Consider the following 22,815-nt stretch of genomic DNA (forward strand, 5'->3'; position numbering starts at 1 on the left):
ACGCCGCAAGAGGGCGCACGGCTGGAGGCCAGGGAAAGGCCAGGACATGACAAGTCGAGCCTCTCGGCCTCGTCACGTTTGCGAGGCCGGTTCCGAAGACCGGCACATCTTTTCAATCCTGTGAGGCGTAATGTCGTTGGACGCAACGCAAGAGGGCGCTCTCGGTCAGCCGCGGCTGAAGATGACGGGCATCTCCAAATCCTTCGGCGGCGTGGCGGCCCTGAAAGGGGTGGATTTCACGCTACAGGCCGGTGAGATCCACGGACTCGTGGGTGAGAACGGTGCCGGCAAGTCGACGATGATGAAGATCATCGCCGGCGTTCACACCGAATATCAAGGCACGCTGGAAATCGACGGCAAGGAAGTCCATTTCCGCTCCGCCCACGACTCGCTGGCGGCGGGCATCAGCATGGTGCATCAGGAACTGAGCATCGTGCCGGACCTCAGCGTTGCGGAGAATGTCTATCTCGGCAAGCAGCCGCTTAATGCTCTTGGCGCCGTCGATTGGCCGGCCATGGTGAAAGGCGCCCGCGAGCAGCTCCGGAATCTCGGCATCGACGTCGATCCGCGCATGCGTATCGGTGCCCTGCCGATCGGGCTGCAGCAGTTGATAGAGCTTGCCCGCGTGCTGTTCTCGGGTGCGCGCATCATCATCCTCGACGAGCCGACATCAGCGCTCTCGCCCCCCGAAGTGGCACGGCTCTTCGAGGTGCTGCGCAAGGTGCGGGCTGACGGTCGGAGCATCGTCTTCATCTCCCATTTCCTCGACGACATCCTCAGCATTTCCGATGCCGTGACCATCTTCCGAAACGGCCGGCATGTGATTTCCCATTCGACCCAGGGCATCGACAAGAACTGGGTGATCGAACACATGATCGGCCGGGGCCATGAGGGGTTGGAGGAAAGCTATTCGGGCCTGATCAGCCTGCCGGCCAAGCCTGCCGGCACGCCGGTCCTCGCGACGCAGGGGCTGTCCTATGGGCGCGCCTTCGCCGATGTGAGCATCGACGTTCAGGCAGGCGAGGTGCTCGGGGTCTATGGCTTCATGGGCTGCGGACAGCTCGAATTCGCCCGTACCCTTTTCGGCAAGCTCAAGCCCTCGCACGGGCATATCGAGCTTCAGGGCAAGACGCGCCACCTGCGCAATACGTCGCAGGCCCGCGATGCCGGCATCGCCTTCGTGCCGGAGAGCCGGCGCTCGATGCTGTTCCACCATCAGCCGATCTACCGGAATGTCTCGATCAGCATCCTCGATCGCATCTCGCGCCTGTGGCTGAAGCCGAATGTCGAGCGCCGGACGGCGCAGGGCCACATCGAGGCGCTGCATATCCGTCCGCCCCTGGTGAACGCCCTGCTGGGCTCGCTTTCAGGCGGCAACCAGCAGAAGGTGGCGCTGGCCAAGTGGCTGACCTATCCTCCGAAGGTGCTGATCCTCAGCGAGCCGACGCGCGGCATGGATGTGGGCGCCAAGGACGACGTGGTGAAGATCGTTCGCGACCTCAGGGACAAGGGCCTGGCGGTGATCGTCGTGTCGGCCGAGCCGGAGACGGTTCTCTCGCTCGCCGACCGCGTCGTCGTGATGAAGAAAGGGCGGATCGTGCGCGAATTCGCCAATGAAACAATTTCAAAAGACAAATTGCTCGAAGCCGCGTGAGCCGAAGAGCGGCGGCATGAGCATGCCTGGGAGTTTCTGTTGATGAGCACACCGGTTCAGGATGGCGGCCAGGCGGCCTTCGCGCGACAAGGATGGGGCGCCATCCTGCGCAACCAGATGCGAAACATAGCGCCCTTCGTCACGCTGCTCGCGCTCGTGATCTTCTTCGCCGTGGCCAGTCCATCCTTCGTCACGCTGGACAACCTCGCCAACATCCTCGTGCAGATCTCGGTCACCGGCGTGATCGCGGTCGGCCTGACCTTCGTGATCCTGTGCGGCGAGATCGACCTTTCCGTGGCTTCCATCGCCAATGTGACCGGCGTGGCGGTGGCCTTCTTCACGGCGCAGGAATCCTATGTGAACATCGCCAATGCCGATTTCATCATGCCGGGCGGCGTCGCCATCGTGCTGGCTCTGGTGGCCTGCGCGGCACTGGGCCTCGTCAACGCCTTCGGCCTCACAAGGATCGGTATTCCCTCCTTCATCATGACGCTGGCGATGATGCAGATCGCCGACGGCGTCTGCGCCCTGCTGCTGCGCGGCCAGATCGCCTATGCGGTGCCCTCTCTCGTTACCACCCTCGGCTCCGGCAGCATCGGCGGCATCCCCTGGATCGTCGTCGTCCTGGCGATCTTCCTGGCCGTCGGGCACGTCGTGCTGACCTATACGCGCTTCGGACGCTACATCTACATGGTGGGCGGGAATCGCGAGGCGGCCGAGTTTTCCGGCATCAACATCAAGATGATCCTGGCGTCGGTGATGGTGATTTCGGCGATCTGCTCCGGCGTCGCGGGAATGATCGGCGTCGCCCATTTCGGTAGCGCCCAGCAGAACGAGTTCACCGGCTACCTGCTCGACGCCATTGCCGCGGTGGTCGTGGGCGGCACCAGCCTGTTCGGCGGACGCGGCGGTATCGGCAACACAATCGTGGGCCTGTGCGTGCTCGGCGTCCTCAACAACGGTCTCGACCACGTCGAGATCGACAGCTTCCTGAAGATCCTGATCCGCGGCGTCATCCTCCTGGCAGCTCTGATCATCAACGTCTACGCCCAGCGCTTGCGCGATGAGAGTGCTGCGGCGGGGTAGGCTGGAGGCGCATACATCTCCTGGGACAGCCGGCTTCCTTGCCGACTCCCCTGGAAACGAGAAAGAAATAGGAGGGGGCGCACTCGGTTAGGTTTGCGCCTTCTGTCGAGATGGCAGTCGCTTCCGGGATGCCGGCGGTCCCAGGCGTTATCGCGAAATCTCGCCGCTTTTCACCTTGCCGAAATGGCGCGACATGAACGCCCCCAGCGCCAGCGCGCCGACGAGCAGGGCGATGAAGCCGTCGTTGATGCCGATAGCCACGGGGTGGCCCGCAAGGATGGCGAGGCCGAGCACCAGGTTCAGGCCTCCCCAGAGAAAATTCGTCAGCGGCGGGGAGTTCCCGATGCCACGCGGCCTGGCGAAAGGCGTTGGGAACGGCGATCCGGTCAACCCGCTGGCGATGTGCGGGACGGCGTTGCACAGGAGCGCGCCGGCGAGGAACAGCAGGATATCGCTCATTGAGGCTCAGGCCCGGCTGGCAGGGGGAAGAGAGATATGCGAGGATATCCTCGCAAAACAGTTAGTAGAGGATACCCTCGCATATGTCAACGAGCGTGCCAGCCGACGCCCGGACTCCCAAGCGCCTCCGCGGGCATCTGCGCGTCGCCGCCATTCTTGCGGCTGGGGCGGAGGTTTTCCGCGAGAAGGGCTACGAGGCCGCCACGATGACGGAGATCGGCCTTCGCTCGAAGACGGCGATCGGTTCGCTTTATCGCTTCTTTCCTTCGAAGGAAGTGCTTGCCGATGCGCTGCTGCAGCAATTCGCCGAAGGGAGCCTGAACCGGCTGGCGAGCCTCGAGGATCTGGCTGCCAATCTGAGTGCTCGGGAACTGGCGGATGAATTGATCGTTTTCGCAATCGCTCTTCGCTCGGAGCGGCGCTTTGCCGTTGCGCTCGTCGATGCACAGGGCGACGGCGGAGACAAGCGGGCCGAGTTTCGCAATTCCCTTCGCGCGAGTGTCGCGGCCATCCTGCGCAAGTCCCGCAAGGATCTTTCGCCGGAGCGTGCGGCCGTCATGGCCACGCTCGTCCTTCATCTCCTTAAGGCGCTCAGCCTGGAGGAGGGAAACGATGCTGCGCTGGAAGCCGAGGTCAGGCAGTTGCTGGGGAGCTATCTCGTCGGCGGGCGGTGAGGAACCAGCCTCGCGGCCATGCGTGGAACGCGAGTTGGTCGCCTCCGCCACTCCGCGCTTCCTCTCCGAGAAGTCGGCGCGCGGACGTCTCCGTCCGCGCTTCCGGGTTACCTCTTCAGGATCCGGTTCACGCCCGAGAGCACCGCCTTGAGGGCCGACTTCGTGGTGTCCCTGTCGATGCCCACGCCGAAGAGCGTCGAGCCGTTGGTGATGCGCAGTTCGACATAGGAAACAGCCGCCGCGTTGGCGCCGGAGCCGATTGCATGCTCGCGATAGTTGGCGACATCGAAATCGAGCCCGCTTTCCTGGCGCATGGCCTGCACGAAGGCATCGATCGGACCATTGCCCTGGCCCGTCACCGTCTTCTCCTCGCCATTGTCGCGGATGCGCGCGGTTATGCTGCGTTCCTCGCCGTCACCTTCGCTGGTGACCTGGTGCGACACGAAGGAATAGCGGCCGTTGTCGAGATATTCGCCGGTGAAGGCATGCCACAGCCGGTCGGCGCCAAGTTCCACGCCCTCGCCGTCGGCGATGCCCTGCACGACCTTGGAAAACTCGACCTGCAGCAGGCGCGGCAGTTCGAGGCCATGCTCCTTCTCGAGGATGAAGGCGATGCCGCCCTTGCCGGACTGCGAGTTGATGCGGATGACCGCCTCGTAGGAGCGGCCGAGATCCTTCGGATCGATCGGCAGATAGGGCACTTCCCAAACCCGGGAGCTCGACGTTTCCATCGCCTTGAAGCCCTTGTTGATCGCATCCTGGTGCGAGCCGGAGAAGGCCGTGAACACCAGTTCACCCGCATAGGGGTGGCGCGGGTGGATCGGCAACTGGTTGCAGTGCTCCGCCACGCGGACCAGCGCGTTCACGTCCGAGATGTCGATCTGCGGATCGACCCCCGACATGATGAGGTTGCCGGCCATGATGACGAGGTCGACGTTGCCCGTGCGCTCGCCATTGCCGAACAGGGTCCCCTCAACGCGGTCGGCTCCCGCCATCAACCCGAGCTCGGCGGCGGCGACGCCGGTCCCGCGGTCGTTGTGGGGGTGCAGCGAGATGATCACGCTGTCGCGGTTCTTGATGTTGCGTGACATCCACTCGATCTGGTCGGCATAGATGTTCGGCGTCGACATCTCGACCGTCAGGGGCAGGTTCAGGATCAGCTTCTTCTGCGGCGTCGGCTTGTAGATGTCCATCACCGCCTCGCAGATCTCCTTGGAGAAATCGAGCTCGGTGCCCATGAAGCTCTCGGGCGAATACTGATGGCGGATATTGTCTTCCATACCCAGCTCCTTCGTGAGCTGGACGATCAGTTCGGCGCCCTTGACGGCGATGTCCCTGATGCCATCGCGATCCTGGCGGAAGACGACGCGGCGCTGCAACTCCGAGGTGGAGTTATAGAGATGGACGATGGCCAGCTTCGCGCCCTTCAGGCTCTCGAAGGTGCGGCGGATCAACTCCTCGCGAGCCTGAGTCAGCACCTGGACGGCGACACCGTCGGGGATGCGGTCCGTCTCGATCAGGAAGCGCACGAAGTCGAAATCGGTCTGCGACGCGGAGGGAAAGCCCACCTCGATTTCCTTGAAGCCCATGGCGACCAGCGTGTCCCACATACGCAGCTTGCGCTCGTGGCCCATGGGCTCGATCAGCGCCTGATTGCCGTCGCGCAGGTCGACCGCGCACCAGGTGGGAGCATGGGTGATGGTTTTGGAGGGCCACTGGCGATCCGGCAGGTCGATCGGGGGCCAGGGCTTGTACTTGGCGGCGACATCGACCTTGGGGGCGGAAAATTGCGAGACTTTGCCTGCATATGTCATGGTGGAAACTCTTCAGCCGAAGGGAAGGGGCGGCGAGCTAGACCGCTGAACATGAACCCCTGAGCGCCCAGGCTGATGCCCGGCCGGCCCTCAGGGGCGGCTAAGGAGGAGGCCGGAAAGAAGGGCGAGCGCCGTCGCCGGCGCGGGAAGCGCAAGCGACTCGATCTTGGCGGGCGATATCGCCACGGCTCGTTCCTCATCTTGCAGCGGCTGAAGCCGCGCGGTGTGAGGGGCTTGTACAGCGATGTTGCCGCGCGAGCAAGACCATTCCGCGCCGGCACTGCCAACGGATTTGGGAATCAGGAGCGATGCGCTAGGTTTTGGTGGCCAGCCCATCTCGCCCGGAGTTTCCATGCGCGCCGTCCCCTTAGCACTCGTCGCAGTTCTCCTGGGCGGCGCAGCAGCGCGAGCAGACTGCGTCGCCGATTTCACGGCGATCATGCAGCACGGACGCGAGGCCGGCCCCTTCCGGGTCGACGGGGAGGCGTCCGTGGGCGCGCTGCACATGGAAACGGTGACGGAGGTCATCGTGCCTGATACGGCCCACCTCCTCGTCAGCACGTCGCGGGGCGATCAGGAGGTTATCATCGTCGGAGACCGGGCCTGGGGCAAGGTGAAGGGCCTGTGGCTGGCGCTCGACGAAGGCACCATGCGCCGCATGCACAGCGACTATGTGGCGGCCGGCATCCTTTATTCGGATGGCGCCCGGAATATCGAGTGCCTTGGCGGCAAGGTCGTCGACGGCGTGAGCTATGTCGCCTTCAAGTATGACGCGGCGATCGCGAACTTCACCGTGCCGATGACCGTCTATGTCGATCCGGCGAGCCGGTTGCCGGTGAGGACTGAGGGTAGCGTGGAGAGCGGAGGCGACACCGCCCGGTTCAGCGCAACCTACAAGCTCGATCCCGCGCTGAAGATCGAACCGCCGCCACAGCCGTGAGCGGATGCCTCACGGCTTTTAAACCAAATTGCCGTAGAGATCGGGACGATCCCGGGACGTGATGGTCCCGGCCATGAAAACCAATGGAATGTTCATGATGCGTCTTCTGATCTGCGCCGCCCTGCTGGTGGCTTCCTGTGCCGCTGCCCCCGCTCTCGCCGCTTCCTGCAGTGATCGCATCGCCTTCGTGCACCGTGTCATCGACAAGGACGTGAAGATCGGCTTCGTGGACAAGAAGGTTCACGACGACATGGGCAGGGACCTGGATGCGGCGGCGAAGGCCTGCAGCGCCGGCGACGATGCCAAAGCCGAGCAGTTGATCTCGTCCACCCAGCGCCGCCACGGCTACCCCGTCCGCTGAGCGGTGCGGCGGTCCCCACCGTTTCTGCTCTCTTACGCATCGTATTTCGCGATGGGGGGGATGCCGAGACGATAATTCAAGGCGCCTGACCCGGGTGCTACCTGATTCCCGAATGTTCGAATGGCGGCGGCAAAGGCGAGGGACATCGTCGGCCTGCAACGCCAAGAAAAGCGGGCAATCGGGGAGGCATTGGATGACGTCTGCAGAGACCAGCGTACCGCAACGAGACAATATCGGCGAAGCGGTTCGTCACCTCGTAAACAACTACAGTACCAAGAGTTCTTCCATCGGCTGGCTCATGCTGGCGTCGATTCTGGTGGAGGCCTGGGATCTCTATGCCATCGGCTTCGTGCTCGTCTTCATCCGTGAGCACTACAATCCGGCCCCCCTGGCCCTGGGCCTTGCCGCTGCTGCCACGCAAGGAGGCGCCATCGTCGGCGCCCTGTTCGGCGGATGGCTGACGGACAAGCTGGGCCGGCGCATCATGTTCCTGTCGACGATGGCGATCTTCATCGTGCTGGCGCTTGCGCAGTCCTTCGTCACCAGCATCGGCTGGCTGATTGTCGTGCGTTTTTTCCTGGGCATCCCGCTCGGCAGCGATCCGGCGACCGGCTTCAGCTACATCATGGAGTTCCTGCCCAAGGGCCAGCGTGAGTTGATGGGCAATCGCTGGCAGTTCGTGTTCGCTGTCGGCAGCATGGCCTCGGTGGGGGTGGTCGCCCTGCTGCTGTTGACGGGTATGGATCACGAACTGCTATGGCGCATCACGCTGGGGCTCGGCGCGGCGCCGGCTCTTCTCATCCTGGTGATGCGCCGCAACCTTCCAGAGACACCGGTATGGCTGATCCGCCAGGGGCGCTTCCGGGAGGCCAAGCAGGTCTCGCTCAGCATGTACAACGACCCTCTCGACATGCTGCCGGACCGCGACATCCAGGTGGTCAAGCCCAGCCCGACGGCGTTCCTGGCCGACCTGCGCCGCGATCCCGTCCGCTGGCGCGCCAGCCTCTATGGCTGGATCGCGAATTTCTGCGCCACTGCCGATTTCCAGACGTTCGGCTTCTACCTGCCGGTGTTGTTCGCCATGGTCGGCGTCTCGACACTGCTCGGGAACGACCTGATCCTCTTCTGCCTTTATGGCGTCGCGGCGGTATCGGGCTGGATGGCGCCCTGGATCACCACGAAAGTGGGGCACCGCGGCGTGGGCATTCTAGGCTTCGGCACGGTGTTCGTTGCCTTGCTGGCGGCAGCCGCGGCGCTTTACGCGGGATGGACTTCCGTCCTGCCTTTCGCGGCGGCGGTGATGATCTGGGGCGAGTACCTTTCGGTCTCCAACTGCATGACGATCTCCACCGTCGTCGCCAAGCCGGAATATCGCGGTACGGCCGGCGGCTTCTCCTATATGTTCGTCAAGCTGGCCGCCTTTCCATCCATCTTCCTCTTCCCCACCATCTTCACGGCGATAGGACAGGCCAACGCGACCCTCCTGGTCTCCGGTATCGCCCTTGTCGGCCTGCTCGCCGCGATCTTCATCCTCCCCGAAGTCTACGGATTCGATCAGGAAGGATAGAGGGCCGACCGGCAATCGAGGAAACATGCGATGCTCAAACGGCAATACGACATCCAGGTGGTGAAGTCGGCCGGCAATCTCGTGGGTGAATCACCGCTCTGGCACCCACTGGAACGCGCGCTGTACTGGGTCGACACGCGGCGGCCTTCGATCCAGCGACTCGGAGCCGACGGTGCGTTCCGGGAGTGGGCGATGCCGAACCGGCTCGGCACCATCGCCCTGAGGAGGGGGGGAGGGCTGGTAGCGGGGACGAAAAGGGGATTTGTGCACTTCGATCCCTCGGATGGGAGCGTGACGACCATTGCCGATCCCGAGGCGGCCAACCCGGAACATCGCCTCAATGACGGCAAGATCGATCGGCGCGGGCGCTATTGGTGCGTCTCCACTGGCTCCAGCGAGGAGGATCCGGGCGGCTCGCTGTTCCGCCTGGATCCCGACCTGTCCTGCCACAGGATGGATACGGGCTACATCCTGGGAAACGGTCTCGCCTTCAGCCCGGATGATCGTACGATGATCGTCGGGGATACCAATGCCGGCTTGCTCTACGCCTATGACTTCGACCTCGATGCCGGCCAGGTGAGCAATCGGCGCCCGTTCTTCTCCAGCGTCGAGATGCCCTGGCAGACGGATGGGGGGACCTTCGACAGCGAAGGCTTCTATTGGTGTGCGTTGATCTTCGACGGTGCCATCGGCCGGTTCGATCCGACGGGGCGCCTCGATCGTCTCCTTCGTCTCCCGGTCAGTACGCCGACCATGTGCAGCTTCGGGGGCGATGACCTCGACATTCTCTATGTCACCAGCGGCAGCATCTTCCTGAGTGAGGAGCAGCGCGCGAGAGAACCGGAGGCTGGTTCGATTTTCGCGATCAGGAACCATGGCGTGCGCGGCGTGCCGGAGTCATGGTTCGGACAAGGTGACGCATCGGATCCCAGTGAAAGAGGAAAGTGACCATGGACAAGGTTCTCGTCGTGACCGGCGGCAGCAGAGGTATCGGCGCCGCGATCGCGCGCCAGGCTGCCGCCCAGGGCTGGCTGGTGGTGCTGAGCTACATGAAGGGAGCGCAGGATGCGGAGGCTGTGGTCAGGAGCATCTCGGAGGCCGGCGGCCGTGCCCATGCCGTCCAGGCCGACAGCTCCAGGGAGGAGGACGTCGCGCGGCTCTTCGACGAGGCGGCGCGTCATGGCCGCATTGCCGGCCTCGTCAACAATGCCGGCATCAATGGCGGACCGGTCCGCGTCGCCGACCTGACGACCGAGGAACTGCGCAGGGTGATCGATGTAAACGTGGTGGGCGTATTCTTCTGCGCCCGCGAGGCCGTACAGCGTATGTCGACGGCCAGGGGCGGGCAGGGGGGTGTCATCGTCAATATGGGCTCCGCCTCGTCCTGGCTGGGTGCTCCCGGCGAACGGGTCCACTATGCGGCCACCAAGGGCGCGGTGAACGTCATGACGCACGGGCTGGGTCTGGAAGTCGCGCGTGAGGGGATCCGGGTAAACTGTGTCAATCCCGGCCTGATCGAGACGGATATGAATTCGCCGGATCGGCTCGCGCGGCTCTCGCCCTCCATCCCGATAGGTCGCTCCGGCACGGCGGACGAAATCGCCTCCGTCGTGGTTTTTCTTCTCTCCGATGCGGCCAGCTACGTGGTCGGTACCGACATCCGCGTCAGCGGTGGAAGATGAAATGACGAGATCCCGCCGCATGCGGCCGAGGACCGTGCACGGAGCGTGAACCCGGCCGGAGAGCCGGGGGGGCGTGGACACGGACCGGCCGGCGCTGTCCTCCCTGATCGAGCCTCGCGGACCGCGGGCCCTGCGTCTCAGCTCTCGCAAATATGCTTGAGGAGCAGAGCCGCTGCGGCGGTGAGCTGGCGGCCGTTGCGCGTGCAGATGAGGTGCTGACGCGTCGCCCATGGGTTGGAGAGCTGCACCACCCTGACCTCGGGGCGCACGCGTTCGTCGCGCAGCACGCCATCGGGAATGATGGCAATGCCCAGGCCCGCTTCGACCATGCGGATGGCAGGTTCGAAGGTCTTGACCTCGATCCGCGTGCGGACGACGAAGCCACAGGCCTGAGCCATGTCGGCCTGCAATTTCTGCAGCGAACTGCCCGTCGCCAGGCTGATATGGTCGAAATCGCGGAGATCCTCGAAGCTGATCGTCTCGCGATCCGCGAGTTGATGGCCTGCCGGCAGCAGCGCCACCAGCCGGTCCCGCTTGTAGCGGATCACGTTGAGGGTATCCGGCGTTTCGATGTTGCCTCCGAAGATGCCGATATCGCTGATGCCCTCCACCGTTGATTGCACCACAGCCGTGCTGGTGTCTTCGCGCAGGATGACCTTCACATCCGGATATTTGGCGCTGAAGGAAGCGAGTTGCGGTGCGAGAAACTCGATGATCGCCGAAGTATGGGAGTGGATCAGCACCTGACCGGCTACGCCGGAGACGAAGCTGCTCATGTCGGCTGTCATGCGGTTAAGGCTGTCGAAGAGCGTGAGGGCGTGTCTGGCCAGCGTTTCCCCGGCCGGCGTTGCAGTGACCCCTCTCGAGTGGCGGTAGAACAGGGGTGCGCCCATTTCGGCTTCGAGGGTCTGGATGCGCTTGCTGATCGCGGATGATGCGATGTGCTCATACTCGGCGGCCTTGCTGATGTTGCCCAGCCGATGAACGGTCAGGAATATCCGCAAGGTGGTAAAGTCCGGTTTCTTCACGCCACTCCCTTCCCTTGTCGACGCCATCCCACTCGAGGTGGCGCTTGTCTCGAACGTCTCCCGATTCGTGACGAGGGAGGCCGTCTCATTTGTTTTCTTGCCGGAGCCGCCTCGGTGAAACCGGCCTTCGGCCCGAGGAATGGGCATGTCGGCCATCGCACGCGAAGCAGCTCGGTTATCTGGACTTTTCTATCCAGAATGTTCAAGCCCTGCCGGAAGGGGCGCAGCAGCGTCCGCCATCGGAGAAAGGGGGCATGCCGAACCGATGCTGTTCGGGCATGACGCAGCCAACTTAAAGTATTGCTCCACTAGGGAGCAATGTAATGTCTTCGAATTCGTTTCAACTGGCGGTCATGCCTGGCGACGGTATCGGCCAGGAAGTCATGGAGGCCGCTGTTGCCGTTCTCGATGCCGTCGAAGCACGGCACGATTTCAGTTTCTCCAAGAGCTATGTCAGCGGCGGCTCCCGCCAATACAAGGAAACCGGCGTCGCGATGACGGAGGATGCCTTCGAGGCGGCCGAGAAGGCGGATGCCATCCTCTTCGGCGCCATGGGGCTGCCCGATATCAGACATCCCGACGGTACCGAACCCGCTCCCCAACTCGACCTGCGTTTCCGGATGGGACTCTATGCCGGCCTGCGCCCGATCCGTGCCATTCCCGGGGTGCCGCTGGCGCTGGCCTCTCCCCGCGCCCGCGAAATCGACTTCGCCCTCGTTCGGGAATCGACCGAGGGCCTCTTCGCCTCGCGCGGCAAGGGCACGGTGGAAGACGACACGGTCGCCAAGGACACTATGGTCATCACCCGGGGTGTCACCGAGCGCGTCTCCCGCTTCTCCTTCGACCTCGCCAAGCGCCGATCCGAGCGCCGTAACCGCAAGGGCGTCGTGACGCTGGTCGACAAGTCCAACGCCTTCCTCTCCTTCGCGTTCATGCGCAAGGTCTTCTTCGAGGTCGCGGGCCGGCAGGCCGACGTGGAGGCGCGCCAGCATTCGATTGACGCCATGGCGCTCGATCTCATCCGCAAGCCCTGGGAGTTCGACGTCCTGCTCACGGAGAACATGTTCGGCGATATTCTCTCCGACCTCGGCGCCGGCCTCGTCGGCGGCATGGGCTTCGCCCCGTCGGCCGACATCGGCGATGAGCACGCGCTTTTCCAGCCTTGCCACGGCAGTGCCCCCGATATCGCCGGCAAGGGCATCGCCAATCCCGTCGCCATGATCCTTTCCGCCGCCATGATGCTCGACTGGCTTGCCGTTCGTCATGGCAGCAGCCGCCTGAGCGAGGCAGCCGAGGAGATCGAAACAGCCATCGATGCCGCCTTCGGGGCCGGTGCCGTCAAGTCCTTCGACATCGGCGGACAGGATGGAACGAGCGCGATCGCCAGGGCCGTGATCGAAAAGATCAAGAATCCGTGAAAGCCTGGCTATCAGCGTGTCCCGGTCTATCGTCCGCCGGGTGGTTTATTCAGGAACTGTGAGATATGGCTATAGACAATGTAAAGGCGTTGACGTTCGATGTATTCGGTACGGTCGTCAACTGGAGAGATGGCGTCGCTCGGGAGACAAAAACAGCGCTCTCGCCCAAGGGATATGATCTCGACTGGCACGGCTTCGCGGATAAGTGGCGCGCTTGCTATCAACCTGCGATGGAGAAGGTTCGCACTGGCGAGCGGCCCTGGGTAAAACTCGACATCCTCCATCGCGAAAATCTTCTGCTCGTCCTGCCGCAGTTCGGGGTGGAGGGGCTGAGCGATGCCGAGATTGACGACCTCAGCCATGCGTGGCGCCGTCTCGATGCCTGGCCCGATGCCATCGAAGGCCTTACGCGGCTTCGGCGTAAGTATATCCTGGCGACATTGTCGAACGGCAATATCGCCCTGATGGCCAATATGGCTCGCCATGCCGGCCTGCCCTGGGACGCCATCGTCGGGGCCGAGATCGCGCAATCCTACAAGCCGACGCCCCAGACCTATGACCGCAGCGCCGCCGCGCTCGATCTGCCGCCTGAGCAGATCATGATGGTGGCTGCGCACAACAGCGATCTGCTGGCTGCCCGCAGCCGCGGTTTCAAGACCGCCTATGTGGACCGGCCGCTCGAGGATGGCCCGAACAAGACCAAGGATCTGCGGGCCGAGCACGACTTCGACGTGATCGCCGATAGCTTCCCCGAGCTTGCGACAAAGCTCGGTTGCTGATTTCGGGAAGGGAGCGGCGATCTGCGACCGCTACTCTCGAAAACGAAGCGCTTTTTGGAACCGCGGGCGGCGATCGGAGATCGCTACTGCGGTCCCACGCACCCCGGTCGCCGCCGTCGACGCATGCGGGGTGCCCGAACCGAAATCGACAAAGCCCGAGACGTACCGTCCGACGTCCGGGGGCAAAAACAATGGACCCGAGGGAGTAGGAATCATGAAGACCACATCCAGCTATCCGAGCCGGCGGACAATCCTGCGGGGAGGCGTCGCCGCCCTTGGACTTGCCGTGGCGGGCCTGCCCGGCGCCGCTTCTGCCGCCACCTATCCCGACAAGCCGATACGGCTGATCGTGCCTTTCCCGCCCGGTGGGGGAACCGACCTGACCGCGCGCATCGCCGCCGAGGGGTTGAGCAGAAGCCTCGGCCAGAACGTCGTGGTCGAGAACGTCGAGGGCGCGGCATCCCAGATCGGCATCGAACAGGCCGCCAAGTCCACCAATGACGGCTATACGCTGCTCTGGGCGTCCTCCGACGGCATCACCATTCTGCCGGCAGTCAAGCCCAGCGTTCCCTACAAGATCCCGGACGATTTCGAATTCGTTTCGGGCTTCGCGTCCGATCCGCTGATCGTCGCCGTCAATCCCAAGCTGCCGATCAAATCGATGAAGGATCTGGTCGAGTACGGCAAGGCACATCCGGGCGAGCTGAAGTACAGCAGTTCCGGCGTCGGCGGCGGCGGGCATCTGGAAACGGCCTATATCGCCAAGGTCGAGGGCATCGACATGGTGCATGTGCCCTATCGCGGCGCGGCGCCGGCCGTGGTGGCGGTCACCGGGGGCTTCGCCGACCTGACGCTGCCATCCTCCGCCTCGGTGATGTCCTATCTCACCGCCGGCACGCTGCGGGCCGTCGCCAGCACCGGGCAGAATCGCATGAAAGTGCTGCCCGATCTCGCGACGGTCGGCGAACAGGGTATGCCGGAGCTGACGGTGGATCTGTGCACCGGCATCTATGCGCCAGCCGGCACGCCCGCCGATATCGTCAAGACCATCCGCGACCACATGTCGGCGATCATCCAGGATCCCAAGACTGTCCAGCGCCTCCATGACCTCGGCCTCGAGCCCCTGGATATCGGCGGCAAGGACTTCAGGGACTACCAGGTGAAGGATCTCGCCCATTGGCGGGAGATCGTTCAGAAGGTCGGCGTGAAGCTCGGCGGCTGAACCGATCCCGGCCATGGCCCGGCCTCGCTCCTTCGCGGGGCGCGGCACCGAGCCCAAGAAAACGGCCCGAATTTGGTGTCTTGCAGTGTCGCTCCTGCCCGCTAAGGGCAGGGCCCTTCGTGGCGTCGGTCATGGAACACTGCTGGGGAGGGTTTCATGCTCAAGATCGTCGACCAGAAGCAATTCACATCCGGTCTCTTCTTTCTCTTCATAGGTATCGTCGCCCTCAAGCTGCTGCCGGCCGATCTCGGCAGCGCGAGCGAAATGGGACCGGGCTATTTTCCGATGTTGCTCGGGATCTGCCTCGTACTGCTTGGCGGCGTGTCCGTGATCCAGGCCATCCGGACGAAGCAGCCCGTCCACATGGACCGCATTCCGGTCGTGGCCTGCCTCTTCATCATTGCCGGCGTGATCGCCTTCTCATTCCTGATCAGGCCGTTCGGCCTGGCGGTCTCGCTCGCGGCGCTGATGGGTCTGGGCTGCTACAGCCGCATCTTCCGGCAGCCCCTCGCGGTGCTGGCCATCTATGCTGCTGTCCTGGCCCTTACCTGGTTCGTCTTCATCTATGTCATTCAGCTCCCGATCACGCTGGGCTGGCGCTGACGGGCCGCGGAAGGGAGCTGCATCATGGAATTTCTGCAAAACCTGAATCTCGGTTTCTCGGTGGCATTCAGCCCCGCCAATCTCCTGTTCTGCCTCATCGGCGCGGCAGCCGGCACGCTGGTCGGCATCCTGCCGGGCATAGGACCCGTCACGGCCATCGCCATGCTGCTGCCGCTCACCTTCAAGATGCCGGCGATCGGCTCGCTGATCATGCTGTCGGGCATCTACTACGGCTCGCATCACGCCGGTTCCACCACGGCGATCATGCTCAACATGCCGGGCGAGCCGAGCTCGGTGGTCATCTGCCTCGACGGCCACCCGATGGCGCAGGCGGGGCGGGCAGGACCGGCCTTGTCGATTTCGGCCATCGGTTCCTTCTTCGCCGGCTGCGTCAGCGTGGTGGTGATCGCGGTGCTTTCGCCGCTCCTCGCCGACGTCTCGATGATGTTCGGGCCTACGGAATATTTCGCCACCATCGTGATGGCGCTCGTCATGGCCTGCGTGCTCACCAATGACAAGCTGGTAACGACGCTCAGCATGTCCGTGCTCGGCCTGCTGCTCGGCTGCATCGGCACGGACCTCACGACCGGCGACGAGCGCTACACCTTCGGCGTGCCGGCGATGGCCGATGGCATCAACTTCGTCGCGGTGGCGGTGGGGCTCTTCGCTTTCACCGAGGTGATCATGAATGTGGGCTTCCCGATCCGCCGGGAGGGTGTGATGGCCAAGGTCAAAGGCCTCCTGCCGACACGCCCGGATCTTGCCGCGGCCTGGAAGCCGATCGTGCGCGGCACGGCGCTCGGCGGGTTCCTCGGCATCTTTCCCGGCACCGGACCGCTGCTGAGTTCCTTCGCCTCCTATGCCATGGAGCGCCAGCTCGCCAAGGATCCGGCGCGTTTCGGCAAGGGAGCGATCGAGGGCGTGGCCGGCCCCGAGTCGGCCAACAACGCCGCCGCGCTCACCCATTTCATTCCCATGCTGACGCTCGGCATTCCCGCCGGGGCGGCGATGGCGCTCATGCTGGGAGCGCTGCAGATCCAGGGTATCTCCCCTGGGCCGCAGGTGATGACCAAATATCCTGACCTGTTCTGGGGCGTGATCGCCAGCATGCTGATCGGCAACGTCATGCTGCTGGTGCTAAACCTGCCGATGATCGGCATCTGGATCAGGCTGCTGCGCATGCCGTTCCAGGCGCTCTTTCCGGCTATCCTGGCCTTCTGCTGCATCGGCGTCTTCAGCGTGAACAACCAGTCCTTCGACGTGCTGCTGGCGGCGATCTTCGCGGCAGTGGGCGTGTTCTTCAAGACGGTGGGCTGCAGTCCGGCACCCTTGATCCTCGCTCTCGTGCTGGAGCCCCTGCTTGAGGAGAATTTTCGCCGTGCCATGATCATCTCGGGCGGCGATGCCTCGACCTTCTTCACCCGTCCGATCAGTCTTGGCATCCTCGTTCTCACCTTGTTGCTGGCGTTGCTGCTTTCCAGCCGTAAGATGAGCGTATCGTCTCTTCTTACCCGTTCGCTCGATGTTGTCGGCAAGCGACGGTCACCCGTCAAATGAAGTGAAGGAAAGCCTGTCATGAGAGCTGTGGTCCTGCATGCGCCGCTCGATCTGCGCGTCGAGGAACGCGACCTCCCGCAACTCGGGCCTGGCCAGGTGCGCGTCGGCCTTCGTGCGGGAGGCATCTGCGGCTCGGACCTGCACTATTACCTGCATGGCGGCTTTGGTGCCGTGCGGCTGCGCGAGCCCATGATCCTGGGCCACGAGGTCGCCGGCATCGTTCAGGAGGTGGCACCGGGCGTCACCTCGGTGAAGGCCGGCGACGTCGTGGCCGTCAATCCGAGTCTCGCCTGCGGCATCTGCCGATTCTGTGCGAAAGGGATGCACAATCATTGCCTCGACATGCGCTTCTACGGCTCGGCGATGCGCATGCCCCATGTCCAGGGAGCGTTCCGCGACAGCATCGTCTGCGAAGCCATGCAGGCGGTGCCGCTGCCGGAGGGTACATCGGTCAATGAGGCCGCCTTCGCCGAGCCGCTCGCTGTCTGCCTCCATGCCGTCGTCCGCGCGGGTTCACTGCTCGGGCAGCGCGTGCTGGTCACGGGCGCCGGCCCGATCGGCATCCTGACCGTTGCGGCGGCACGAGCGGCCGGGGCGGCGGAGATCGTGGCCACCGACATTCTCGACGGGCCGCTGGCCATGGCGCGCCGGATGGGAGCGGACCGAACCATCAACGTCGCCAGCGAGCCCGAGGCCATGTCGTCGTTCGAAGCCGAGAAAGGCTGGTTCGACGTCATGTTCGAGGCGGCCGGAAGTGCCGTACCGCTGCTGTCGGGCCTCAAGGTGGTGCGGCCCCTGGGAACGATCGTGCAGATCGGCCAGGGCGCCCAGGCGGATCTGCCCATGTCGATCGTCGTCACCAAGGAGATCAATATGGTCGGCACCTTCCGCTTCGACACTGAGTTCCAGACGGCGGTCTCCTTCATAGCCCGGCGGCAGATCGACGTACGTCCACTCCTGACGGAGATCGTACCGCTGCCGGAAGCACGGCGAGCTTTCGACCTCGCCGCCGACAAGAGTCGGTCGATAAAAGTCCAGCTTGCGCTCGGCGAGGCCTGAGCAATCCCGATCGTTCCTTGAGGTGCCACCATGACCACAGCCTTCGACCCCGAGGCCGCAGCCTCCCTGCTTGCGGACACATGGCGGGGAGGGGACGCGCTGCCCGGCTTTTCGCCGGGCCTGCGCCCGGCCACGCTTGCGCAGGGCTATGCGGTCCAGGAGGCTTTCGTGGCCCGGCTCGGCGGGCCGGTGGTCGGCTGGAAACTCGGCGGCGGCAGTCCCGCCGGTAAGCGCCAGAACGGCCTCACCGTGCCGCTGATCGGGCAGATCGTGGCGTCGCGCTCGCTGAAATCCGGAGATCTCGCCCCGCGGACGAACGGACGGCCCCTGGTCGTCGAATTCGAGATCGCCTTCGTCGTGGATGAGGATGTCGAAGCGGGCGCTCTCCAGGCGCTGCCAGGTCGTATCTCGGCGCATGCGTCATTCGAACTGGTGCAGTCCCGCTATGCCGACAGGACCAAAGCGAGCGTACCGGAAACGGTGGCCGACAACGCCTTCGCCCACGCCATCGTGCTGGGGGAGGCCCTCGACATCGGGGATCTCGGCGCGATCGTCGCCGATGTTGCCGTCGAAGTCGACGGTGTCGAGCAGGCGCGTGGGCTCGCGGGCGAGGATCTCGTCGATCCGCTGGCGGCGCTCCATGAGTTCATCGACCATGCGCGCCGGCGCGAGCTTTCATTGCGCCGTGGGAACGTCATCCTGACGGGGACGCTGACGCGGCCGTTCGAAACACCCGAGGGTGCCGGTCGAATCACGGCACGTTCGATCGGAAAGGCCGTGACCGTGAGGATCTGAGTTGCGTGCCAGGGGCTGCGGGCCCTGCCTTCGTCCGCCCCGGCGGGAGACTTCTCCCACCCCGGCAGCGACCAGGTCTCGAGCGACGGCGCTCTAGACTCCAGGCGCTTCAGACGAGATCCGTTCCAGCCGATGCATGAGATAGGCGCGCTGGAACGCCGGCATCCTGTCGGCCACCAGGTCGTCGCGGCTCCGGACGACATGCATGCGGCTGAGTTCGGGCTGGCTGTCGGCGGCGAGAAAGCCCTCGATCCTCGCCTTCAGCGCTCCTGCCGGAACTGGCGACCGAACGGTCTTCATCATCGCGATGCGGGGGCCATGGAATACGGCGGTCCAGCCGGCGGCGATCGTCACGTCGCGGGGCGATACGCCGGTCTCCTCCTCGAGCTCCCGCGTGACGCTGCCGGCGAGATTGACCATGTCTCCGTCGAGGTCCGACGGGTCGGGCGTGCCGGCCGCGAAATAGATGGCCCCGGCGTTGCTGGTATGCTCGGCCATCTCGCCGAGCAGAAAGGCGCCATCGGCCGCCTGGAGAGCCGCCATGGCGAAGCAGTTCCATTTGGGCTCTCCCGGCGTGCCGAAATCGCGCCAGGCCAGGAAGCTCGCATAGTCTGTCATGAGGTAGGAACCGCGGAAGCGCCGGCCGCTGATTTCCCAGCGATGCAGCAGCAGGATCCTGCCGTTGAAGCTGGCGGGCTTCTGCCGGATGACCTCCTCCCAGTGCGTTGCGATCGCCGCGTGGTTTTCTTCCGCGAAAGCCCAGGGGCGCGGCTCGAAGCGGCAATCGATCTCATCGAGTTCGACGATCTGCGGATCAGACATGCAGCTTCCCTTGGCTGACGATCACCGCGTGGCCTCCGATGGAGGCGGAGCGGAAGTTCACGCCATCGATCTGCATGGTGAGGTCGATAAGGGACGGGCGGCCCATTTCGAAGCCCTGCTCGATACGAAAATGCCGATTGCCCTCGCTGAGATCGTCGAAGCGATGGAGCACGCCCGACAGGCCGGCCACGGCCGATCCCGTGGCGGGATCCTCGGGGATACCGTCTCCCGGCGAGAACATGCGGGCGTGGAGGCTCGATGTCGGCTCCACGGTCTGGCGCGTATAGGCATAGGCCGCGCCGAGGCCCTCCTGGCCGAAAGCCGAAATCCAGAGGCTGGTGTTGATGCGGATGCGCCCCATGGCTTCCAGGGTGCGGACCGGCACGAAGGTGTAGGGGAAGCCGGTGCCGAACAATGTCGGGACGTGGTTCTCGAACCCGATGTCGGCGACGTTGAGGCCGAGCGCTTCGGCGATCAGCGCGGTCGCGGCCGGGGCGCCGCGCTCCGTGGGCAGGGCGGGCACGTCGAAGCGTGCATAGGCGGCATCACCGCCGAGGCTGACGGCGCAGGGCACGGTGCCGATCAGTTCCTCAAGGCCGAACAAGTAGTCACCGCTGGCATTTTCATGGTCCAGGCTCGCCAGCAGGACGGCGGTTCCAACCGTGGGATGGCCGGCGAAGGGCATTTCCAGGCCCGGCGTGAAGATACGGATCCTGGCTCTGTGCCGGTCGTCGGCCGGCGGCAGGACGAAGACCGTCTCGGACAAGTTGAACTCGCGGGCGATCCGTTGCATCGCGGCGGTATCGAGGCCTTCGCTGTCGAGCACCACGGCGAGCGGATTGCCGGCGAGTGCATGGTCGGTGAAGACGTCAAGGGTGTAGAAGCGGCGGGGCATGGGAACTCCTGAATGGCTGGCCCCTGCGGGCCGGAGGAAGGCTGCGGGCCCGAGGGGCCGTCAGACCTTCTCGACGGGAAAGCGGCGACTCGGCGTGACGAATTCCTCCTGGGCCTCCACGGTCAGGATCTCGCGCGAGCCGGCCTCTTCCGTGCGCTTGAGGAGGCCGTAGATGGAGGAGCCGGCGAGATCGAGCGCTTCAGCGGCGGATCCCGAGCGCTTCCAGTGCAGATTGAACAGCGCGGCGATCGCGTCGCCCGCGCCATTGATCGACAGGCCGAGGCGCGGGGTGCGCATGCGATAGAAACCGCTGGCGTCGGAGGCGAGAAGATCGATCGCGTCCTCCGGCGTTTCCTGCGTGTCGAGCGACGTCACGAGCACGACCTTCGGGCCGAGGCGATGCAGCGCCGAGACGGCGGCCTTGGCCTGGCCCACCGTCCGGATTTCCTGGCCTGAAAGATATTCGAGTTCGAACCGGTTGGGCGTCACCACGTCTGCCGCCGGCACCGCCTTGTCACGCATGAACTCGGGAATGCCGGGACGCACGAAGATGCCGCGGCCGACGTCGCCGATCACGGGGTCGCAGCAATAGGTGGCGGCGGAATTGGCGGCCCGCACCTTCTCGACCGCGGCCATGATGGCGTTGCCGATGTCGGACGAACCCATATAGCCCGAGAGCACTCCGTCGCAGCGGCCGAGAACGCCGCGTTCGGCGAGGCCCTCCACCAGTTCATCCACCATGGTTCCATCATAGACGCGGCCTTTCCATGCCCCGTAGCCGGTATGATTGGAAAACTGCACGGTGTGGATGGCCCAGACCTCGCAGCCCAGGCGCTGCATCGGAAAGACTGCCGAGGCATTGCCGACATGGCCATAGGTAACCCAGGACTGGATGGAGAGAATGTTCATTGCGCAACCGGGAGGGCATGGAAGATGCCTCGCAGATGAGACGATAATGCCGCAGGACGCAACATTGCAGGGCGGCCGAGCCTATCAGGATTATTGATCGATCCCATCAAATTGCCCGCTCCATGGAGTATACCGGGCAAGCCGCGCGAGGATTCGGGCCGCGTGTCCACGCCGGCACGGCCGCTCATCGATGGGAACCCTCGGTTCCACGGCCGCGAAGGCTGGGGTCATTGGCGTGTCCTGCCTCCTCCTTAGGGGTAGAACGCCTCTATTCCTTCGGGTGCCGTCCACCGCCTTTCCGTCGAACAATGCACCAATACGTCATGTATTCGTTGTATTCACGCAAGGCAGGTTGTGCTTGGAAAATCTCGCGGCCGTGGCCTTTCTTTCTAGTTTGTCCATTATATTTCAACGTGTTAATTTGGTTTTTTGACTTCGCTGGCGCCGGACGTGCAGCTGGCGACGTCATTCACGCACGACTTTCCTCGCACGGATACCGCCGGGTGATGATCTTGAATTGCCTTTCAACAGGGCGCAGAAATACTGGCAGATGCACGGTCGCTCGGGCGACGCAGGGTTGGCCACTATGATTCCTTCAGCAGACGAGCTTCTGACCATCGATCCGATGGGCTACCGGAATGCCTTCGATACCCAGCCCTTCGGCTTCCAGCACAGCCTGCACAAGCTGCCCATGTTCCAGCCGGAGGCCCTGGTGCGTTTGGCGGAGCGCTATGCCGACAAGGCGCAGGATTTCTTCGTGGCCGCTTCGGCGGCGACGCCCGGAACGAAATTCTACGACGTCAAGCACAGCATGTTCAAACCGCATGAGGCACTGGGCCAGTTGGGCAGCAGCCCGGTGCGCGTGCTGCTGAAGCGGGTGGAGAACCATGATTCGGAATTCCGCGACCTGCTTCATACGCTGTTCGACCGCCTGAGCGAATTGCGCGGCGGCTTGAAGGGCGAGAAGGTCATGCGGCTGGAGTCATCGGTCTTCATTTCCTCCGCCGCTTCGACGACGCCGTTCCATTTCGATCCCGAGATCAACCACTTCTTCCAGATCGAGGGCCCGAAGAACTACCACGTCTTCGCCCCGACCGCCGTGGACGAGGCGGATCTCGAGCGTTTCTACGTGAAAGGCGTGGTGGATATCGGCCAGCTCGATCTGGCGAGCTGCGATCCCAAGCAAGAACACGTCTTCAACCTCGAGCCTGGCAGGGGCTTCCATCAGCCCCAGAATGCGCCCCACTGGGTCCAGACTGGCACCGTGCGCAGTATTTCGTACGCTTTCGTCTTCGAGACCGACGCCAGCCGCGAGCGCAGCAGCGCCCGTTCGGCCAATCACTACCTGCGCATGCTCGGCATGAAGCCCCAGCAGCCGGGCGTCAACCCGTCCTCCGACCACGCAAAGGCGGCCGTGATGCAGGTGATGACGCCGATGCGCCAGGGTGTGCGCAAGACGGTGAAGCAGGTCCTCGGGCGATAGAGAGACCG

Annotated in this window: 22 protein-coding genes; 16 read left to right on the forward strand and 6 right to left on the reverse strand. The window is 64.0% G+C overall.

All coding sequences use genetic code 11. The features are described 5' to 3' along the window. Nucleotides 1–181: 181 nt before the first annotated feature. Entirely contained in the window at nucleotides 182–1,654 is a 1,473-nt protein-coding gene (locus AC6H34_RS21105; RefSeq protein WP_497541252.1) for a sugar ABC transporter ATP-binding protein, read from the forward strand. A gap of 42 nt (nucleotides 1,655–1,696) precedes the next feature. Beyond that, nucleotides 1,697–2,740 carry an ABC transporter permease gene (locus tag AC6H34_RS21110; RefSeq protein WP_448146923.1) on the forward strand — a complete coding sequence of 348 codons (1,044 nt, stop codon included), beginning with the start codon at nucleotides 1,697–1,699 and terminating at the stop codon, nucleotides 2,738–2,740. A gap of 147 nt (nucleotides 2,741–2,887) precedes the next feature. Here the strand turns inward: AC6H34_RS21110 and AC6H34_RS21115 are convergent, their stop codons facing one another. After that, the gene (locus tag AC6H34_RS21115; RefSeq protein ID WP_497540119.1) at nucleotides 2,888–3,199 is read right to left on the reverse strand and encodes a hypothetical protein; all 312 of its coding nucleotides are present in this window, start codon (nucleotides 3,197–3,199) and stop codon (nucleotides 2,888–2,890) included. Between the two features lie 83 nt (nucleotides 3,200–3,282). On the opposite strand from AC6H34_RS21115, the gene AC6H34_RS21120 reads away from it, so the two are divergent. Then, nucleotides 3,283–3,873 carry a TetR/AcrR family transcriptional regulator gene (locus AC6H34_RS21120; protein WP_448146925.1) on the forward strand — a complete coding sequence of 197 codons (591 nt, stop codon included), beginning with the start codon at nucleotides 3,283–3,285 and terminating at the stop codon, nucleotides 3,871–3,873. 107 nt (nucleotides 3,874–3,980) lie between these two features. On the opposite strand, the gene leuA is transcribed toward AC6H34_RS21120, so the two are convergent. Further along, the gene (gene leuA / locus AC6H34_RS21125) at nucleotides 3,981–5,687 is read right to left on the reverse strand and encodes a 2-isopropylmalate synthase (protein WP_497540120.1); all 1,707 of its coding nucleotides are present in this window, start codon (nucleotides 5,685–5,687) and stop codon (nucleotides 3,981–3,983) included. Between the two features lie 352 nt (nucleotides 5,688–6,039). Between leuA and AC6H34_RS21130 the strand changes: the two genes are divergently transcribed. The 5 genes from AC6H34_RS21130 to AC6H34_RS21150 all read left to right on the forward strand — a co-directional run bounded on the left by AC6H34_RS21130 (nucleotide 6,040) and on the right by AC6H34_RS21150 (nucleotide 10,237). Continuing rightward, nucleotides 6,040–6,627, forward strand: a complete 588-nt coding sequence (locus tag AC6H34_RS21130; RefSeq protein WP_448146927.1) for a hypothetical protein — start codon at nucleotides 6,040–6,042, stop codon at nucleotides 6,625–6,627. 94 nt (nucleotides 6,628–6,721) lie between these two features. Further along, a complete protein-coding gene (locus AC6H34_RS21135; RefSeq protein ID WP_448146928.1) occupies nucleotides 6,722–6,988 on the forward strand; it encodes a hypothetical protein in 267 nt (88 codons plus the stop codon). A 193-nt stretch (nucleotides 6,989–7,181) separates the two neighbouring features. Next, complete coding sequence (locus AC6H34_RS21140; RefSeq protein WP_497540121.1) at nucleotides 7,182–8,555, forward strand: MFS transporter; 1,374 nt, start codon at nucleotides 7,182–7,184, stop codon at nucleotides 8,553–8,555. Between the two features lie 30 nt (nucleotides 8,556–8,585). After that, nucleotides 8,586–9,503, forward strand: a complete 918-nt coding sequence (locus AC6H34_RS21145) for an SMP-30/gluconolactonase/LRE family protein (RefSeq protein WP_497540122.1) — start codon at nucleotides 8,586–8,588, stop codon at nucleotides 9,501–9,503. Between the two features lie 2 nt (nucleotides 9,504–9,505). After that, entirely contained in the window at nucleotides 9,506–10,237 is a 732-nt protein-coding gene (locus tag AC6H34_RS21150; protein WP_448146931.1) for an SDR family oxidoreductase, read from the forward strand. A gap of 137 nt (nucleotides 10,238–10,374) precedes the next feature. Here AC6H34_RS21150 and AC6H34_RS21155 read toward each other — a convergent pair whose 3' ends face one another. Further along, nucleotides 10,375–11,265, reverse strand: a complete 891-nt coding sequence (locus AC6H34_RS21155; RefSeq protein WP_448146932.1) for a LysR family transcriptional regulator — start codon at nucleotides 11,263–11,265, stop codon at nucleotides 10,375–10,377. 323 nt (nucleotides 11,266–11,588) lie between these two features. Between AC6H34_RS21155 and AC6H34_RS21160 the strand changes: the two genes are divergently transcribed. The 7 genes from AC6H34_RS21160 (at nucleotide 11,589) to AC6H34_RS21190 (ending at nucleotide 18,698) form a co-directional block, all read left to right on the forward strand. Next, entirely contained in the window at nucleotides 11,589–12,683 is a 1,095-nt protein-coding gene (locus AC6H34_RS21160; protein ID WP_448146933.1) for an isocitrate/isopropylmalate dehydrogenase family protein, read from the forward strand. 65 nt (nucleotides 12,684–12,748) lie between these two features. Next, nucleotides 12,749–13,462 (forward strand): haloacid dehalogenase type II, encoded by a 714-nt coding sequence (locus tag AC6H34_RS21165; protein WP_448146934.1) that lies wholly within the window; start codon nucleotides 12,749–12,751, stop codon nucleotides 13,460–13,462. A 214-nt stretch (nucleotides 13,463–13,676) separates the two neighbouring features. After that, a complete protein-coding gene (locus AC6H34_RS21170) occupies nucleotides 13,677–14,684 on the forward strand; it encodes a Bug family tripartite tricarboxylate transporter substrate binding protein (protein WP_448146935.1) in 1,008 nt (335 codons plus the stop codon). A gap of 156 nt (nucleotides 14,685–14,840) precedes the next feature. Then, complete coding sequence (locus AC6H34_RS21175) at nucleotides 14,841–15,287, forward strand: tripartite tricarboxylate transporter TctB family protein (protein ID WP_497540123.1); 447 nt, start codon at nucleotides 14,841–14,843, stop codon at nucleotides 15,285–15,287. A 24-nt stretch (nucleotides 15,288–15,311) separates the two neighbouring features. Beyond that, on the forward strand, nucleotides 15,312–16,844 hold the full coding sequence (locus AC6H34_RS21180) for a tripartite tricarboxylate transporter permease (RefSeq protein ID WP_448146937.1): 1,533 nt from the start codon (nucleotides 15,312–15,314) through the stop codon (nucleotides 16,842–16,844). An 18-nt stretch (nucleotides 16,845–16,862) separates the two neighbouring features. Continuing rightward, on the forward strand, nucleotides 16,863–17,903 hold the full coding sequence (locus AC6H34_RS21185; RefSeq protein ID WP_497540124.1) for an L-idonate 5-dehydrogenase: 1,041 nt from the start codon (nucleotides 16,863–16,865) through the stop codon (nucleotides 17,901–17,903). 30 nt (nucleotides 17,904–17,933) lie between these two features. After that, a complete protein-coding gene (locus AC6H34_RS21190; RefSeq protein ID WP_497540125.1) occupies nucleotides 17,934–18,698 on the forward strand; it encodes a 2-keto-4-pentenoate hydratase in 765 nt (254 codons plus the stop codon). Nucleotides 18,699–18,791: 93 nt separating this feature from the next. Here the strand turns inward: AC6H34_RS21190 and AC6H34_RS21195 are convergent, their stop codons facing one another. From AC6H34_RS21195 to pdxY, 3 genes are read right to left on the reverse strand one after another with little or no spacing between them, the layout of a single operon-like run. Further along, nucleotides 18,792–19,520, reverse strand: a complete 729-nt coding sequence (locus AC6H34_RS21195) for an NUDIX hydrolase (RefSeq protein ID WP_448146940.1) — start codon at nucleotides 19,518–19,520, stop codon at nucleotides 18,792–18,794. Further along, nucleotides 19,513–20,415, reverse strand: coding sequence for a PhzF family phenazine biosynthesis protein (locus AC6H34_RS21200; RefSeq protein WP_448146941.1), 903 nt, complete (start codon nucleotides 20,413–20,415; stop codon nucleotides 19,513–19,515). The genes AC6H34_RS21195 and AC6H34_RS21200 overlap by 8 nt, the downstream gene beginning before the upstream one ends. Before the next feature lie 60 nt (nucleotides 20,416–20,475). Then, on the reverse strand, nucleotides 20,476–21,324 hold the full coding sequence (pdxY, locus tag AC6H34_RS21205; protein WP_448146942.1) for a pyridoxal kinase PdxY: 849 nt from the start codon (nucleotides 21,322–21,324) through the stop codon (nucleotides 20,476–20,478). 586 nt (nucleotides 21,325–21,910) lie between these two features. Between pdxY and AC6H34_RS21210 the strand changes: the two genes are divergently transcribed. Further along, entirely contained in the window at nucleotides 21,911–22,807 is an 897-nt protein-coding gene (locus AC6H34_RS21210) for a hypothetical protein (protein ID WP_497540126.1), read from the forward strand. The last annotated feature ends 8 nt before the right edge of the window (nucleotides 22,808–22,815 follow it).

It is taken from the genome of Labrys sp. ALF-8 (assembly GCF_059699065.1).

Coding starts and splice junctions, on each gene's coding strand:
- AC6H34_RS21105 (WP_497541252.1), top strand. CDS start 182: ATGACGGGCATCTCCAAATCCTTCGGCGGCGTGGCGGCCCTGAAAGGG.
- AC6H34_RS21110 (WP_448146923.1), top strand. CDS start 1,697: ATGAGCACACCGGTTCAGGATGGCGGCCAGGCGGCCTTCGCGCGACAA.
- AC6H34_RS21115 (WP_497540119.1), bottom strand. CDS start 3,199: ATGAGCGATATCCTGCTGTTCCTCGCCGGCGCGCTCCTGTGCAACGCC.
- AC6H34_RS21120 (WP_448146925.1), top strand. CDS start 3,283: ATGTCAACGAGCGTGCCAGCCGACGCCCGGACTCCCAAGCGCCTCCGC.
- leuA (WP_497540120.1), bottom strand. CDS start 5,687: ATGACATATGCAGGCAAAGTCTCGCAATTTTCCGCCCCCAAGGTCGAT.
- AC6H34_RS21130 (WP_448146927.1), top strand. CDS start 6,040: ATGCGCGCCGTCCCCTTAGCACTCGTCGCAGTTCTCCTGGGCGGCGCA.
- AC6H34_RS21135 (WP_448146928.1), top strand. CDS start 6,722: ATGATGCGTCTTCTGATCTGCGCCGCCCTGCTGGTGGCTTCCTGTGCC.
- AC6H34_RS21140 (WP_497540121.1), top strand. CDS start 7,182: ATGACGTCTGCAGAGACCAGCGTACCGCAACGAGACAATATCGGCGAA.
- AC6H34_RS21145 (WP_497540122.1), top strand. CDS start 8,586: ATGCTCAAACGGCAATACGACATCCAGGTGGTGAAGTCGGCCGGCAAT.
- AC6H34_RS21150 (WP_448146931.1), top strand. CDS start 9,506: ATGGACAAGGTTCTCGTCGTGACCGGCGGCAGCAGAGGTATCGGCGCC.
- AC6H34_RS21160 (WP_448146933.1), top strand. CDS start 11,589: ATGTCTTCGAATTCGTTTCAACTGGCGGTCATGCCTGGCGACGGTATC.
- AC6H34_RS21165 (WP_448146934.1), top strand. CDS start 12,749: ATGGCTATAGACAATGTAAAGGCGTTGACGTTCGATGTATTCGGTACG.
- AC6H34_RS21170 (WP_448146935.1), top strand. CDS start 13,677: ATGAAGACCACATCCAGCTATCCGAGCCGGCGGACAATCCTGCGGGGA.
- AC6H34_RS21175 (WP_497540123.1), top strand. CDS start 14,841: ATGCTCAAGATCGTCGACCAGAAGCAATTCACATCCGGTCTCTTCTTT.
- AC6H34_RS21180 (WP_448146937.1), top strand. CDS start 15,312: ATGGAATTTCTGCAAAACCTGAATCTCGGTTTCTCGGTGGCATTCAGC.
- AC6H34_RS21185 (WP_497540124.1), top strand. CDS start 16,863: ATGAGAGCTGTGGTCCTGCATGCGCCGCTCGATCTGCGCGTCGAGGAA.
- AC6H34_RS21190 (WP_497540125.1), top strand. CDS start 17,934: ATGACCACAGCCTTCGACCCCGAGGCCGCAGCCTCCCTGCTTGCGGAC.
- AC6H34_RS21195 (WP_448146940.1), bottom strand. CDS start 19,520: ATGTCTGATCCGCAGATCGTCGAACTCGATGAGATCGATTGCCGCTTC.
- AC6H34_RS21200 (WP_448146941.1), bottom strand. CDS start 20,415: ATGCCCCGCCGCTTCTACACCCTTGACGTCTTCACCGACCATGCACTC.
- pdxY (WP_448146942.1), bottom strand. CDS start 21,324: ATGAACATTCTCTCCATCCAGTCCTGGGTTACCTATGGCCATGTCGGC.
- AC6H34_RS21210 (WP_497540126.1), top strand. CDS start 21,911: ATGATTCCTTCAGCAGACGAGCTTCTGACCATCGATCCGATGGGCTAC.